Origin of the sequence: Streptomyces sp. NPDC090088 (assembly GCF_044747345.1) — a bacterium.
In the GTDB taxonomy this organism is placed as follows: domain Bacteria; phylum Actinomycetota; class Actinomycetes; order Streptomycetales; family Streptomycetaceae; genus Streptomyces.
Genome location: NZ_JBIVDZ010000004.1, coordinates 616,195 through 630,636, shown reverse-complemented (window position 1 = coordinate 630,636; position 14,442 = coordinate 616,195). Strand labels below are relative to the sequence as shown.

General features: G+C 72.1%; 13 protein-coding genes. 7 read left to right on the top strand and 6 right to left on the bottom strand.

What is annotated here, in order from left to right; all coding sequences use genetic code 11:
* Positions 1-3: 3 nt before the first annotated feature.
* From nagB to ACIPSJ_RS22835, 3 genes are read right to left on the bottom strand one after another with little or no spacing between them, the layout of a single operon-like run.
* On the bottom strand, positions 4-789 hold the full coding sequence (gene nagB / locus ACIPSJ_RS22845; protein WP_401348229.1) for a glucosamine-6-phosphate deaminase: 786 nt from the start codon (positions 787-789) through the stop codon (positions 4-6).
* A gap of 1 nt (position 790) precedes the next feature.
* Entirely contained in the window at positions 791-2,161 is a 1,371-nt protein-coding gene (locus ACIPSJ_RS22840) for a 6-phospho-beta-glucosidase (protein ID WP_401348227.1), read from the bottom strand.
* Complete coding sequence (locus ACIPSJ_RS22835) at positions 2,158-2,946, bottom strand: DeoR/GlpR family DNA-binding transcription regulator (protein ID WP_355709144.1); 789 nt, start codon at positions 2,944-2,946, stop codon at positions 2,158-2,160. Before ACIPSJ_RS22835 ends, ACIPSJ_RS22840 begins: the two co-directional genes overlap by 4 nt.
* A 143-nt stretch (positions 2,947-3,089) precedes the next feature.
* Here ACIPSJ_RS22835 and ACIPSJ_RS22830 point away from each other — a divergent pair, with 143 nt between their 5' ends.
* From ACIPSJ_RS22830 to ACIPSJ_RS22815, 4 genes are all read left to right on the top strand, one after another.
* Positions 3,090-4,037, top strand: coding sequence for a carbohydrate kinase family protein (locus tag ACIPSJ_RS22830; RefSeq protein ID WP_401348225.1), 948 nt, complete (start codon positions 3,090-3,092; stop codon positions 4,035-4,037).
* A gap of 71 nt (positions 4,038-4,108) precedes the next feature.
* Positions 4,109-5,497 carry an extracellular solute-binding protein gene (locus ACIPSJ_RS22825; protein ID WP_401348222.1) on the top strand — a complete coding sequence of 463 codons (1,389 nt, stop codon included), beginning with the start codon at positions 4,109-4,111 and terminating at the stop codon, positions 5,495-5,497.
* 12 nt (positions 5,498-5,509) lie between these two features.
* Positions 5,510-6,457, top strand: a complete 948-nt coding sequence (locus tag ACIPSJ_RS22820) for a sugar ABC transporter permease (RefSeq protein WP_359212479.1) — start codon at positions 5,510-5,512, stop codon at positions 6,455-6,457.
* Positions 6,454-7,275, top strand: a complete 822-nt coding sequence (locus ACIPSJ_RS22815; RefSeq protein ID WP_401348220.1) for a carbohydrate ABC transporter permease — start codon at positions 6,454-6,456, stop codon at positions 7,273-7,275. The genes ACIPSJ_RS22820 and ACIPSJ_RS22815 overlap by 4 nt, the downstream gene beginning before the upstream one ends.
* 5 nt (positions 7,276-7,280) lie before the next feature.
* Here the strand turns inward: ACIPSJ_RS22815 and ACIPSJ_RS22810 are convergent, their stop codons facing one another.
* Together ACIPSJ_RS22810 and ACIPSJ_RS22805 are read right to left on the bottom strand one after the other, a co-directional pair.
* Complete coding sequence (locus ACIPSJ_RS22810) at positions 7,281-9,662, bottom strand: ABC transporter permease (RefSeq protein WP_401348218.1); 2,382 nt, start codon at positions 9,660-9,662, stop codon at positions 7,281-7,283.
* Entirely contained in the window at positions 9,659-10,351 is a 693-nt protein-coding gene (locus tag ACIPSJ_RS22805) for an ABC transporter ATP-binding protein (protein ID WP_359212487.1), read from the bottom strand. Before ACIPSJ_RS22805 ends, ACIPSJ_RS22810 begins: the two co-directional genes overlap by 4 nt.
* A gap of 231 nt (positions 10,352-10,582) precedes the next feature.
* Here ACIPSJ_RS22805 and ACIPSJ_RS22800 point away from each other — a divergent pair, with 231 nt between their 5' ends.
* Positions 10,583-11,926 carry a sensor histidine kinase gene (locus ACIPSJ_RS22800; RefSeq protein WP_401348215.1) on the top strand — a complete coding sequence of 448 codons (1,344 nt, stop codon included), beginning with the start codon at positions 10,583-10,585 and terminating at the stop codon, positions 11,924-11,926.
* Positions 11,911-12,606 (top strand): response regulator transcription factor, encoded by a 696-nt coding sequence (locus ACIPSJ_RS22795; RefSeq protein ID WP_359212493.1) that lies wholly within the window; start codon positions 11,911-11,913, stop codon positions 12,604-12,606. The genes ACIPSJ_RS22800 and ACIPSJ_RS22795 overlap by 16 nt, the downstream gene beginning before the upstream one ends.
* A 16-nt stretch (positions 12,607-12,622) precedes the next feature.
* Here the strand turns inward: ACIPSJ_RS22795 and ACIPSJ_RS22790 are convergent, their stop codons facing one another.
* Entirely contained in the window at positions 12,623-13,840 is a 1,218-nt protein-coding gene (locus ACIPSJ_RS22790; RefSeq protein WP_401348213.1) for a metallophosphoesterase, read from the bottom strand.
* 154 nt (positions 13,841-13,994) lie between these two features.
* Between ACIPSJ_RS22790 and ACIPSJ_RS22785 the strand changes: the two genes are divergently transcribed.
* On the top strand, positions 13,995-14,438 hold the full coding sequence (locus ACIPSJ_RS22785) for a hypothetical protein (protein ID WP_359212498.1): 444 nt from the start codon (positions 13,995-13,997) through the stop codon (positions 14,436-14,438).
* The last annotated feature ends 4 nt before the right edge of the window (positions 14,439-14,442 follow it).

Below are 14,442 nucleotides of genomic sequence, written 5' to 3'. Positions count from 1 at the left end.
CTGTCAGATGGCCTGCCATTGGGGCTTGTTGGCGACGGTGTACCGGAAGTAGTCCGCGTGCTTCAGCAGGGCGGCCGCCCCCTCGTCCACCACCACCGTGGCATGCGGGTGGAGTTGCAGCGCCGACGCGGGACACACCGCGGCGAGCGGCCCCTCCACGGTCGCCGCGACCGCCTCGGCCTTGCCCTCGCCCGTCGCGAGCAGGACGAGATGCCGGGCCTCCAGGATCGTCCCGATCCCCTGGGTGATCACGTGGTACGGGACCTGGTCGACGTCCCCGTCGAAGAACCGGGCGTTGTCGGCGCGGGTCTGTTCGGTCAGTGTCTTGATCCGGGTCCGTGAACGGAGCGACGAGCAGGGCTCGTTGAACCCGATGTGCCCGTCGGTCCCGATCCCGAGCAGCTGGAGGTCGACACCTCCGGCCGCCGCCAGCGCGCCGTCGTACGCCTCGCACGCGGCCCGGACGTCCGCCGCCGTGCCGTCCGGGCCGAGGAACGCGTCCGCGCCGATGCCGAGCGGTTCCAGTACTTCGCGGCGCAGCACGGAGCGGTACGACTCCGGGTGCTCGGCCGGCAGCCCCACGTACTCGTCGAGTTGGGCTACGCGGGCCCGGGAGGTGTCGACGGCGCCGGCGCGGACCTTGGCGGTGAGCGCCTGGTAGACGGGCAGCGGGGTCGAGCCGGTGGCCACCCCGAGCAGCGCGTCCGGCTTGCGCCGGAGCAGCCGGGCCATGGCCTCGGCGATCAGCTCGCCGCCTGCCGCGGCGTCCGGAACGATGACGACCTCCATGTCAGCCCCGCCCGCCCGTGAAGACGGCCGCCACCTCGGGGATGCGGTCGATGTAGCCGTCGAGGAGCTTGCGGCCGACGTCGACCGAGTCGACGAGGGGGTGGAGCGAGAACGCCTTGACGGCATCCGCGCGGGAGCCGGTCACAGCGGCGCTGATGGTGAGCCGTTCGACCGCCTTGACCTGCTGCATCAGTCCGGCCTGGTGCAGATCGGGCTGGGTGACGGTGAGCGGGTGGACCCCGTTGGCGTCGACGGTCACCGGGACCTCGACGACGGCGTCCTCGGGGAGCGCGGACACGGTCGTGCCGTTGCGCACGTTGAGGATCATCGTCGCGCGTTCGTTGCGGCTGACCGCCGCCATGACGGCGAGGGCGACCCCGGCGTAGCCCTGGTGCGCGGGGTCCGGCCGGAAGTCCGCGTCGGCCTCGGCCTCGCCCTGCACCGCTCCCTTGGCCTCGGCCATGTAGTTGGCGCTGCGGTTGGCCACGGCCTCCCGCCACAGCTGCACGGCGCCGCCACCGGCGGCCTCGGTCACCCGCCGGTAGAACTCCGCCTGCTGCCGGGCGAGGAACTCGCCGCGGGTCTGCGGGGCGTCGAGGATGGAGCGTACGGCGTCCCGGTTGAAGTAGTAGTAGTACAGGTACTCGTTGGGGATCAGGCCGAGGTCGCGCAGCCACTCCCGGCCGAAGACGACGCCCTCCTCCAGGCCGCCGAGGCGCTCGTCGTCGGCGAGCAGCCGGGGCAGTACGTCCTCGCCGTCGTGCAGCACCCGGCGCATCCAGCCGAGGTGGTTGAGGCCGACGTAGTCGAACTGGGCCCGGGACGGGTCGAGTCCGAGCGTCGTGGCGATACGGCGGCCGAGACCGGAGGGGGTGTCGCAGATGCCGAGGACGCGGTCGCCGAGGACGCTCTGCATCGCCTCGGTGATCATTCCGGCGGGGTTGGTGAAGTTGATGAGGTACGCGTTCGGGGCGAGCCTGCGCACCCGGTGCGCGATGTCGAGCATCACGGGGATGGTGCGCAGGCCGTAGGCGAGCCCGCCCGGGCCGGTGGTCTCCTGGCCGAGGACGTTCAGGTCCAGGGCGACCCGTTCGTCGCACATCCGGCCCGCGAGCCCGCCCACCCGGATCGCCGCGAACACGAAGTCGCTGCCTTCCAGGGCGTCGTCGAGCGAGGTACTGACCGTCACCCTGGGCGCGTCGGGCCGGCCGTCGGCGAACCGGGCGAGGACCTCGGCCATGGACTTCAGGCGCGCGGGATCGGTGTCGTAGAGCCAGACGTCGTCGATGCGGGGGGAGCCCTGGTCGTGCAGCAGGGCCTGGTAGACGTACGGCACGCGGAATCCGCCGCCGCCGAGGACCGTCAACTTCATGCGAGTATCACCTTTCCACCCGCCTCGCGGCAGAGCTGGAGAGTGTCGGGATCGGCACCGCCGGTGGTGATCAGGACGTCGATGTCCGACAGCGGGCAGACGCGCAGCGAGCCGGAGCCCGGGAACTTGGTCTCGGCGGCGACCAGGACGACCTTCCCGGCCGTCTCGATCATGGCCTGCTTCAGCGGTGCCTCGACCGCCATGTTGTCCACCACGTGGCCGCTCGGGCGGACCCCGGTGCAGCTGAGGAAGAGCACGTCGGCACTGACCTGGCGCAGCGCCTGCTCGGTCAGGGAGCCGACCAGGGACTGGTAGTTGCGGCGCAGCACACCGCCCAGCATCACCAGGCGTACGGCCTCGTCGTGACGGAGTTCGTCGAGCACGGCGAGGCTGGTGGTGATGACCGTGACCGGGCGTCCGCGCAGCTTGCGGGCGATGGCCTGGGGGGTGGTGCCGATGTCGAGGACGACCACGCTGTCGTCCTCGACCAGCTTCACGGCCTCTTCCGCGATGGCCTCCTTCATCGCCTGGTCGCGGGTGGCGACCACGTCGAAGGGGACCTCGGCCTCCTCCGGCTCCTGGGCGGTGCCGTCCGGGACGGCGCGCGGGGACATGGCGGCGCCCCCGTAGGTGCGCAGCAGCTCGCCGTTGCGGTCGAGCTCGATCAGGTCCCGGCGGATCGTGGACTCGCTGACCTGGAGCCGCTCGGCCAGCTCGCGCACCGAGGCCACCCCGGTGGTGCGCAGGGATTCCACGATCTTCGCGTGTCGATTGCGTGAAGTCACGCAAGGACGCTATCACCGAATGACCGACTTCGGTCATAACGCGCACGGAAACTTCCTCGTAACTGACTGACTCTTGTCATTGCGTGGCAGCGGTGCTCATAGTTGAGCACTTCATGAGGCGGCACCCGACGGAGGCGGTATCCGTGCTCGATGTGCTCTTCGCCGGCGAAGTCTTCTGCGACCTCGTATTCGCCGGTATCCCACACCTGCCCGCCCCGGGCGGCGAGGTGTACGCGGACCGGTTCGCCGTCGTGCCCGGCGGCACCGCCACCCGGAGCGTGGCCGCCGCCCGGCTGGGCCTGTCGACCGGCCTGTGCGCCGTGATCGGCACCGACGTCCTCGGCGCCCACCTCGTGACCGAACTCGCCCGCGAGCCGAACCTGGACCTCGCCTGGCTGCGCCGCGACCCGGCCGTGCAGACCCCCGTCACCGTGGCCGCGACCAACGAACACGAACGCACCTTCATCACCTACGAGGAAGACGGCGCCCGGCGCCCGGAGACCTGGGACGGCGAGCTGCCCGACACCCGCTTCGTCCAGCTCACCATCGGCAGACCGCTGCCCGGCTGGGTCGCCCGGCTGCGCGCCCGGGGCACCCGGGTGGTGGGCGGCGTCGGCTGGGACCCCACCGGCCGCTGGTCGCCCGAGGTGCTCACCCGCCTCGCCGAGGTCGACGTCTTCGTCTGCAACGCCGTCGAGGCCACCAGCTACACCCGGACCGGCACGGTCGAGGAGGCCGTGAAGGTCCTGGACGACCTGGTGGCGGACGTCGTCGTGACCGACGGCCCGCGGGGCGCGGTCGCCGTGGACGGCGCCACCGGCGAACTCATCCGGATCCCCGCCCCCCGGGTGTCCGCCGTCGACCCCACCGGCGCCGGCGACGTGTTCACCGCCGCCCTCATCACCGGCCTGAGGCACGGCTGGCCGATCGACACCTGCCTCCGCTTCGCCGGGCTGTGCGCCGCCCTGTCCGTGCGCAGCCTGGGCGGCGCGGGCAGCGCCCCCGGCCGGGAGGCCGTGGACGCCTTCCTCACGGAGACCGCCGGAATCCCCGGCGACGACGTCGACCGGTTCCGCGCGGCCCTGCGCTGACACTCCGTCGGCCCCCACTCCCAGCACCGCACCCTCAGCTCCACCGGCACCAGCACCAGGAGGACCACTCCATGACCGAGAGAACCCGAGGCAGCCGCGCCCGGCGCGCCGTCGCCGCGACCGCCCTCGCCACCGGCCTGCTGACGGCCGTCACGGCCTGCTCACCCGGCCCCAGCGGCAACTCGTCGGCCGGCGACGCGAACAAGACCGCGGGCCCCGTCTCCACCGACGTCGCCAAGGCGGGCAAGGTCACTCTCACCGAGTGGGACCAGAACACCGACCCGGGCACCGAGGCCTCCACCGAGGCGCTCAACAAGGCGTTCATGGCGAAGTACCCGAACGTCACGATCAAGCGTGTCTCCCGGTCCTTCTCCGACCTCAAGACCACCCTCAAGCTCGCCCTGTCCTCCGCCAACCCGCCCGACGTCGTCCAGGCCAACCAGGGCTACCCCGACATGGGCGCCTTCGTGAAGGCCGGTCTCCTCCAGCCCGTGGACAGCTACGCCAAGGTCTACGGCTGGGACACCTCCTTCCCGTCCCAGCTGCTCGACCTCAACCGCTTCTCCACCGACGGCAGGACCTGGAAGACCGGCAGCCTCTACGGCGTCTCCCAGACCGGCGAGATCGTCGGCATCTACTACAACAAGGCCAAGCTCAAGTCCCTCGGCCTGACCGTCCCCACCACCCTCGCCGGTTTCGAGACCGCCCTCGCCAAGGCCAAGTCGTCCGGCCTGCAGCCCCTTTCCTACGGTGACGCGGACAAGAGCCCCGGCATCCACATCTTCGGCGTCGTCCAGGCGGCCACCGCCGGCAAGGCGGAGGTCCGCAAGCTCGTCTTCGACGAGGGCGGCGCCAAGTGGACCGACGCCGGCAGCCTGAAGGCGGCCACCACGCTGCGCGGCTGGGCCGACAAGGGCTACCTCGGCTCCGGCTTCAACGGCGAGAGCAAGGACCAGGCGGTCGCGAACTTCGCCGCCGGCAAGTCGCTCTTCCTCGTCGACGGCACCTGGCAGGCCGCCGTCCTCGCACCCAAGATGAAGACGAACGTCGGCTTCACCGCGCTCAGCCCCGCCGCCGGACAGCCCCCGCTCACCCAGGGCGGCGAGGGCCTCGCCTGGGCCATGACCTCCAAGTCCAAGCACCCGGACGTGGCCGCCGCGTACATCGACTTCCTCGTGAACGCCAACGGCATGAAGGTCCTCGCCGACAACGGCAACCTGCCCGCCCTCCCGCAGGCCGACTACCAGCCCGCCGCGGGCACCGTCGACGCCGACATCCTCGACGAGTGGAAGGCGGTCAGCGAGAAGGACGGCCTGCTGCCCTACCTCGACTACACCACCCCGACCTTCTACGACACCCTCACCGCCGCCGTCCAGGAACTGACCGCCGGACAGCTCTCGCCCAAGGCCTTCGGGGCGCAACTCCAGTCCGACTACGCCTCGTTCCAGCAGAGCCAGTAAGGCCGCACCCCCATGGCTGTCACCGCACCCCGCCCCACGGCACGCAAGCGCCGGGCCGACGCCCCCACCGGGCGCCCGGCCCGGCGCCGCGGCCGCGTCCAGTGGAAGGGCTACCTCTACGCCCTCCCCGCCCTGACCGTCCTCACGGTCTTCCTCCTCGTCCCGCTCGGCCAGCTGGTCCAGATCTCCCTCTTCCACTGGGACGGCCTCTCCGCCTCCACCTGGGCCGGACTCGACAACTACACCGAGATCGCCCGCGACCCGCAGCTGCGCGCCGGATTCGGGCACTCCCTGGTCCTGATCCTGTTCTTCTCGGTCCTCCCGATCACGCTCGCCCTGATGCTGGCCGCCATCACCACCCGCGCCTCACGGCTGCGCGGGGTCTCCGTCTTCCGCGCGCTGATCTTCCTGCCGCAGGTCGTCGCCATGGTCGTCACCGCGACCGCCTGGACCGCGATCTACGCCCCCGACGGCGTCCTCAACACCGCCCTGCGCGCGATCGGCCTCGACGCGGTCGCCCGCCCCTGGCTCGGCGACTTCTCCACCGCCCTGCCGTCCGTCGGTCTCATCGGCACCTGGCTGGAGATCGGCCTGTGCCTGGTGCTGTTCATCGCCGGCATCGGCCAGATCCCGGGCGAGCTGTACGAGGCGGCCAAGCTCGACGGGGCGGGCCTGGTACGGGAGTTCTTCGCCGTGACCCTGCCCGGCCTGCGCGGACAGATCACCGTGGCGCTCACCCTCACCGTGATCGCCGCCCTGAAGACGTTCGACCTGGTGTACGTCGCCACCCACGGCGGCCCCGGCAACGCGACCAGCCTGCCCGCCTTCGAGGTCTACAACCGGGCCTTCGGCACCGGCCAGGTCGGCTCGGCCTGCGCCATCGCCGTCGTCCTGACCGCGGTGATCCTGCTCATCACCTTCCTGATCACCAAGCTCCAGCCCGAGGAGGACGGCGCATGATCTCCACCCGTGAACGGGCGCTCAACTACGTCGTCCTGACCCTCTTCGCCGCGCTCGCCCTGGTCCCGCTGATCGGCGTGGCGGCCTCCGCCCTGACCCCCGCCGCCCAGGCGTCCCCGTCCTTCACCTGGCCGCACCACCTGGACCTCGGCAACTTCAGCACCGCCTGGCACCAGGGCCACTTCGCCACCTACCTGGGCTCCAGCGTGCTGGTGGCGGTCTCGGTCGTCGCCCTCACGGCCGTCCTGGCCATCCTCGCGGGCTTCTCCTTCGCCCTCTTCGACTACCCCGGCCGCTCCCTCCTCTTCTACGTCACCCTGATCGGCCTGATGGTGCCTCCCGAGGCGTTCGTCATCCCGCTCTACTTCAACCTGCGCGACGCCGGGTTCACCGACTCCTACTGGGCGCTGATCCTGCCGCAGACCGCCCAGTCCCTCGCCTTCGGCGTCTTCTGGATGCGCAACTTCTTCCGCTCGGTACCGGTCAGCATCATCGAGGCGGCCCGGCTGGACGGTGCCTCGGACTGGCGGCTCCTGTGGCGGATCCTCGTCCCCACCAGCCGCCCCGCCCTGCTGACGATGGCGATGCTGGTGTTCATGTGGACCTGGAACGAGTTCCTGCTTCCCCTGGTCATGATCACCGACGAGAACAAGCGCACCGCCCCGCTGGGCCTGGCCTTCTTCCAGAGCGAGCACACCACCCAGTACTCCCTGCTGGCCGCCGCCTCGATCATCGTCGCCCTGCCGGTCGTCGCCCTCTACCTCTTCCTCCAGCGCCACTTCATCTCCGGCATGCTCTCGGGCGCCGTCAAGGCATGAGCGGCCTACTCCGTGCGCAACGCCGTCGCCGTACGGGCCCTGGCCGCCCAGCCGGCCGGGAGCAGGGCGCCCAGCACGGCGATCGCGACGCCGGCCAGCCCGAGCAGCACCAGCCGGGGAGCGTCGTACACATCGAGGACCGACGGCGGCAGGTTCGTGCCCGCCGCGTGCCCCATCACCGGCAGCACGAAGCCGTGCAGCGCGAACCCGAGCGGCACCCCGACCAGTCCGCCGAGCACGCCGATCCCGGCGACGGAGGCGAGCACCAGGCTCACGGTCTGCCGCGGCGACATGCCGAGCGCCTTGCAGACGCCCAGGTCGTGGACGCGTTCGCGGGTGTCGAGGACGACGGAGTTGAGCACGCCGAGGCCGGCCACGGAAACCAGCATGAGGGTGAGCAGCGCCGCGATCGCGTCCAGGAGCAGGATCATGTTCTCCTGCCGCGAGGAGGAGTTGGCCATGACAGCGCCGCCCAGCGGCTCGACGACCGCCTGGAGCTTCTCGGCGTAGGCGGCGGGGGAGACACCCGGCTTCACCTCGATCTGGAAGACCTGGGGCTCGGCCCCCGGGAAGCTGGCGAGGTCCGCGTGGACCGACAGGCCGTCGTCGGAGGTGTCGAAGGCCTCGCCGACGATCTTCAGGGTCTCCGTGTCCTTGCCGAGGGTCACCCGGACCGGGTCGCCGACCCTGGTGCCGGTCCGTTCCAGGAAACCCGTGGGTACGACGGCCTGCCCCGCGCCGGTGAGCCAGTGCCCGGAGATCATCTCGTAGCTGCCGGGGCGTGAGTCGCCCTGGTAGAGGGTGGCCCGGACCGAGCCGGAGATCCCCGCCACGGTGACGTAGTTCTTGGACATGCCGTAGTACGAAGCGGTGCCGGCCTGCGCCGCGACGGCGGCGCGGATCTTCGCCGGGTCGGCGGACGGAGGAGTGTCGCTCCCGCCCTCGGTGCGCACCGCGCCCGGGGCGCCGCCCGCGACGGTCGGTCCGCCGGCGACGGCGGTGACCTCGGCGCGGTCCTCGGGATCCGACGCGCTGCCGACCGCGTTCAGGGACGAGGTCAGTCCCACCGCGAAGGTCGCCGCGACCGTCCCGAAGGCCACCGCGAGCAGCATCGCGGCCGCACGGACCGGATGTGTGAAGGGGCCGGCCAGGCCGTAGGTCACCGCCCGCGGCAACGGCAGCCGCCCGGCCGTCCGGTGCGCCCACTGACCCCGCCCGGTGCGCGGTGCCCGGCCGACCGCGATGGCCTCGGCCGTGCGCAGCCGTCCGGCCCGCAGCGCGGGCACCAGCGCCGCGACCCCGACGACCAGCAGCGCGCCGGCCGGCACCACGACGTCCACCCACCAGGCCACCGTCAGCGAGGCGGTGCCGTAGGCCCGCCCGGTGTCCGCCAACAGGGGCGCGGCCAGCACGTTGCCGAGCACGACCCCGAGCGCGATACCGGTGCCGGCCGGGATCAACGCCTGGGCCACATAGGCCCGTACGACCTCTCGCGGGGTGAAGCCGACGGCCTTGAGGATGCCGATCCTGCGCAGGCCGGTGCCGACCGCGCCGCTGACCACACTGCTGATGATGATCACGGACATCACGATGCCCAGCACGCCGAAGGCCACCATGAACGGGATGGTCGCCGCCGCGCCCGCGTCGGCGGCACGCTTGGTGTCCAGGTAGGACCGGGTGCCCGACAGGGCCCCGGACGGAACGGCGGCGGTGAGCTTCGCACGGTCGGCGGCGATCTGCGCCCTGGTCCCCGCGGAGTCGAAGCGGTAGAGCATCTGGCTCGTGACCGGAGTCTCCTCCGAGGCCAGCGCCTCGACCTGCCCCGGGGTGGCCCAGGCGTCGGCGGTCTCGCTGACCGACACCGCGAAGCCGACGACCTTCAGCGTCGGGCTGCCGGCGGCATCCGAAACCCTCAGCGTGTCACCGATCTTGAGCGAGGGGCCTTCGAGCGGCCCGGAGAGCACGACCTCGCCCTCCTTCGCGGCCCACCGGCCGGACCGCAGGTCCAGGTCGTCGACGTCGCCGTGCGGATCGGACCGTCCGACCAGACCGAGATTCGGCAGATGCCCGCCGCCCGGATCCACCGGGCTGAGGGTCGTCGACGGAAACGGCCCCGCGCTCGCGGTGACGCCGTCCAGCCGCCGTGTCGCCCTCAATCGCGCCGCACTCACCTTGCCCGGATCGAACTGCGCGGTGACATGCGCGCCGTGCTGCTTGGCGAAGGCGTGGTCGAAGGGGGCGTTGGAGGCGACGACGAGCGATCCGGCGATCACGGCCGCGGCGACGGCCATCATGGTGGCCACGGCGATCACCACCGTCTGCACCCGGCGCCGGCCCACCCCGGAGCGTACGACCCGGCCGAGCGCGCCGGTGCCGAGGAGTCTCATCGGACCGCCTCCGCGCGGGAGTCGAGGGAAAGACGGCCGTCGACCAGCCGGATGGTACGGCTCGCGCACGCCGCCGCCAGCGCCATGTCGTGCGTGACCAGCACGACGGTCTGCCCGCCGCGGTGCAGCTCCACCAGCAGCTCCCGTACGTCGTGGCCCGAGGCGGTGTCGAGCGCGCCGGTCGGTTCGTCGGCGAGCAGCAGCGCCGGCCGGTTGACCAACGCCCGTGCGACCGCGACCCGTTGGCGCTCGCCGCCGGACAGCCGGCCCGGGTAGGCGCGGGCGTGCCTGGCGATGCCCAGCAGTTCCATGAGCTCGCCGGCGCGGGCCGCCGCCTGGCGCCGCGCGGTCCCGGTCAGCTGGGCGGGCAGCTGGATGTTGTCGGCGACGGTGAGGTCGTCGAGCAGGTTGAAGAACTGGAAGACCATGCCGATGTGTTCGCGGCGGAACCGGGCCAGCGCGTGCTCGCTCAGCCCGTCGATCCGCTGCCCGGCCACGGTGACGGCGCCTTCGGTCGGCTTGTCGAGTCCGGCCACCAGGTTCAGCAGTGTGGACTTGCCGCTGCCGGAGGGGCCGGTCACGGCCAGCGCCTCGCCCTGGGCGACGACGAGGTCCAGCGGTCCGAGCGCGGGCGCGCCGGCGCTGTCGTAGCGCTTCGCCACGCCCGCCAGTTCGATCACGTGAGTCATGGGTGTGGTCCGTCCCTTGCGGTCGAGAGAGATGGTCGGTACGAGCTGGTTGCGCCGGCCCAGCGACGGTAGGGCCGTGGTCCGGTGGGGCGCGTCCGCCGCGGCACCGACATCCGGGCCTCCCCGCGAAGGAGCGGCCCGCGGCCTCCTCCCTGCGAAGTACTCCTGAGAGACGGTGCGTTGACCGCTCAGGGGGACGCGAAGACGGTTCGGGCACCGCACAATGAGCCGGTGGAGACGGAGGACCGGCACGGCTGGCATCGGCGACTGCGCGACGCGCTGCGGTCGGAGGTGCGGGACGCCCCGCGGTCGCGGCGGGCGGTTCGCGCCGACGTGGTGCTGGCGGTCCTGCTGACCGCCGTCGCGCTGGTGGTGGCGTTCCGCTATCCCGGCGACGGGCCGGTCCGGTTCAGTTCGAAGGTCGTGTCCCGGAACGTCGAGCGGACGGTGCCGGTCCCGCGTCCGACAACGCCCCAGGTCCCGGTACCGGATCCGCGGGCCACGGAGGACAGGCCCGCCGCCCCGCCCGCGCCGCTCGTCGTGCTGTCCGCGCTGCCGCTGGCGATCCGGCGCCGGTATCCCCTGACCACCTTCGCGGTGGTGATGGGCGCGACGCTGGCCATGGTCGACGGCGCCTCCTGGATCAACGTGCTGACCTGTGTCATCGGTGCCTACAGCGCCGTCATGTACAGCCGTCACCGAGCACAGGCGACGGCCGGGCTGGTCGTCGCCGCCGTGCTGGCCGGCCTCGCGTTCCGGGACACGGATCCGGTGCTGCCCGGCTGGTCGAGCCCGGCGGTCGTACTGCTGGTCGCCGGCGTGCTGGCCAGCACCGTCCGTTTCTGGCAGCGGCGGCTGGCGGCCAGCCGGGACCGGTACACGCGCCTGCAGCAGGCCCAGGAGGAGAGCATGCGCCGGGCCGTCGAGGAGGAACGGGCCCGGATCGCCGCCGAACTGCACGACGTCGTGACCCACAATGTGAGCGTGATGGTCATCCAGGCGGGCGCGGCACGCAAGGTGATGGACGCGGCACCGGAGCGGTCGAAGACGGCCCTGCTCGCGGTCGAGGCAGGCGGGCGGGCCGCGATGGCCGAACTACGCCATGTGATGGGCCTGTTGGCGGCACCGGACACCGGCCGTCACCCCGGCCGCCCCGTCGACGGCCCGGCCGACGGCCTCGAACCGCAGCCCGGCCTCGGCCAACTCGACGACCTCATCGAGCGGGTACGGGCCGCCGGGACACCGGTCGACGTCACGACGTCACTGCCGCCCGACCCCCTGCCGCCCGGAGTGGACCTCGCGGCCTACCGCGTCGTACAGGAGGCACTCACCAACACCATCAAACACGCGCCCGGCGCCGAGGCCTCCGTCACCGTCGGACACACCGGAGACCTGCTGGAGATCGAGGTCACCGACACCGGAGCCGTCCGGGGCGCCCCCCGGGCGGACGGCAACGGGCGCGGGCTGATCGGGCTGCGCGAACGGCTCGCGGTCTATGGCGGTGACCTCACGGCCGGTCCGACCCTCGCCGGCGGCTACCGGATCACGGCCCGAGTCCCGTGGCGGACGGCGTGAACCGGCCGGCGCTGCGCGCCGTCATCGCCGACGACCAGGCCCTCGTCCGCACCGGCTTCGGAATGATCCTGGCCGCGGACGGCATCGAGGTGACGGCCGAGGCGGCCGACGGGGCCGAGGCGCTCGCCGCGGTCCGGCGCACCCGGCCCGACGTCGTGCTCATGGACATCCGGATGCCACGGATGGACGGCATCGAGGCGACCAGGCGGATCCTCGCCGACGACGGGCCGGACGGCATCCGGGTCATCATCCTGACCACCTACGACCTCGACCACTACGTCTACGCCGCGCTCACCGCCGGGGCCAGCGGCTTCCTGCTCAAGGACGTCAGCCCCGAGCATCTCGTCGCCGCCGTACGCCTGGTGCAGTCCGGCGACGCCCTGCTCGCGCCCGTGATCACCCGCCGGCTGATCGAACGCTTCGCCCAGCGCGAGGCGGACCGGCCGGCCGGCCTCCACCGCGACCTGTCCAGCCTCACCCCGCGCGAACTGGAGGTGCTCCGCCTGCTCGCGACGGGACTGAGCAACGCCGAACTCGCGGACCGCCTGCTCCTCAGCCAGACCACGGTCAAGACCCACATCGGCCGCATCCTGTCCAAGCTGAACCTGCGCGACCGCGTCCAGGCCGTCGTCCTCGCGTACGAGACGGGCCTCGTCTCCCCGGCGGGCGGGGGCTCCTAGCCCTGCTCCAGCCCGTTCACGCTCCCCGCGCGTGCGGGGAGCGGAGTACGAGCAGGGTGATCTCGCTGGGGGCGAAGACGCGGAACGGCGGGCCCCAGAAGCCGGTGCCGCGGCTGGTGTAGAGGAGGGTGCGGGTGCCGTGCCGGCTGAGGCCGGCCACGACGGGCTGGTCGATGCGGACCAGGTGGTGGAAGGGCCAGATCTGGCCGCCGTGGGTGTGGCCGGAGAGCTGGAGGTCGATGCCGGCGGCTGCCGCCCGGTCGACGAACTTGGGCTGGTGGGCCAGGAGCAGGACGGGCAGGTCGGGGTCGGTGCCGTCCAGGGCTCCGGTGAGGTGGGCGCGGTGCCCGGCCAGGCCGGAGGATTCGGCGGTGACGTCGTCCACGCCGGCGACCACGAGGGTGTCGCCGCCGCGTTCCAGCAGCAGATGGCGGTTGCGCAGCGGCTCCCAGCCCAGTTCGTCCATCAGGTCGACCCAGCCCTGGGCCTCGCTGTAGTACTCGTGGTTGCCGGTGACGTAGACCCGGGCCCGGGTGGCCCGCACGGTACCGAGCGGGGCGGCCTGGGCGCGGCGGCGTTCGGCCGTGCCGTCCGCGATGTCGCCGGTGTGGCAGACCAGGTCCGCTTCCAGGGTGTTCACCGTCTCGCACACCCGTGCCGACCAGCGGGCGCGATCGAGCGGGCCGTAGTGGGTGTCGGTGATCAGGGCGACCCGAAGGCCGTCCAACCCGGCACCCAGACGCGGGAGTTCCACGTCGAGCCGGCGCACGCGCGGCACCCGGCGGGCCTCGGCGTATCCCCAGGCGAGCAGGAGGGCGGCGGTGCCGAGGACGGCCCAGGTGACGATGCGGGCGCGGTCCTGGCTCCCGCCGACGCCGGCCACGGTCAGGGCGAGCCGCAGGAGGACGCCGAGCAGTACGGACCAGGTGAACAGCACCCAGCTCGCGCCCAGCAGGGTGTCACCGACGATCGCCGCCCGGTCCTGCTGACGCCGGCCGTGACCGCGCACCATCGCGAGCGGCATACCGACGAGACCGATAACGAACAGGGCGGTGCCGGCCGCCGTGACGGGCAGCGGCCAGTGCTGGCCGGTGTACAGGAGCACCCCGCAGGGCACGGCCCACAGCAGGACGGGGGCGATCAAGGGGATGTAGCGCATCAGGCGGGCCAGTCGGCTCCGCCGCGGCGCCTGCGCCTCGCCCTCGGCGGGCCGGGTGCTGCTGGTGTCCGTCACGCTGTCCCTCCCTGACCGGGCTGCCGTCTCGCGCACTGTATCCGGTCGCGAGTGCCGGACTTGAGGACATCAGCTCATATGAATGATGCTCTACTATCATTCATATGAGCTGATGTTCCGTGCTCGTCGCCCCTTCAGAGGAAGAGAAGCTCCGTTGCACATCCGAACGAGGACCCTGTCCACGGCGGCGCTGCTGGCCGTGGCCGCCCTGGCCGCTGTCACCGCGTGTTCGTCCGGCGACGGTCCCGCTGTCACCGGCGGCGACAAGAGCACCCCGACCGCCGTCTCTCCGTCGGCCGCAGTTGGCAAGGGCGCGGCCACCTCGGCCGACGTCACGATCGACTCCTGTGCGGTCGACGCCGTCACGAAGATCCCCAAGGCCGAACTCACGGTGACCAACCATGGCGGTGACACCGCGACCTACACCGTCCAGATCGAGTTCGTCGACGGCGGCGGGACGAGGGTGGCGGAGGGCGCCGCGATCGCGAACAGTCTTGCCGCGAACGAGCAGGCGAAGGAGACGGCCGACGGGACGGCCCAGGTCACCTCGGACATCACCTGCAAGCTCGGCAAGGTCCAGCGTCTCGCCGGCATGTGACCTC

Coding starts and splice junctions, on each gene's coding strand:
- nagB (WP_401348229.1), bottom strand. CDS start 789: ATGGAGGTCGTCATCGTTCCGGACGCCGCGGCAGGCGGCGAGCTGATC.
- ACIPSJ_RS22840 (WP_401348227.1), bottom strand. CDS start 2,161: ATGAAGTTGACGGTCCTCGGCGGCGGCGGATTCCGCGTGCCGTACGTC.
- ACIPSJ_RS22825 (WP_401348222.1), top strand. CDS start 4,109: ATGACCGAGAGAACCCGAGGCAGCCGCGCCCGGCGCGCCGTCGCCGCG.
- ACIPSJ_RS22820 (WP_359212479.1), top strand. CDS start 5,510: ATGGCTGTCACCGCACCCCGCCCCACGGCACGCAAGCGCCGGGCCGAC.
- ACIPSJ_RS22815 (WP_401348220.1), top strand. CDS start 6,454: ATGATCTCCACCCGTGAACGGGCGCTCAACTACGTCGTCCTGACCCTC.
- ACIPSJ_RS22810 (WP_401348218.1), bottom strand. CDS start 9,662: ATGAGACTCCTCGGCACCGGCGCGCTCGGCCGGGTCGTACGCTCCGGG.
- ACIPSJ_RS22805 (WP_359212487.1), bottom strand. CDS start 10,351: ATGACTCACGTGATCGAACTGGCGGGCGTGGCGAAGCGCTACGACAGC.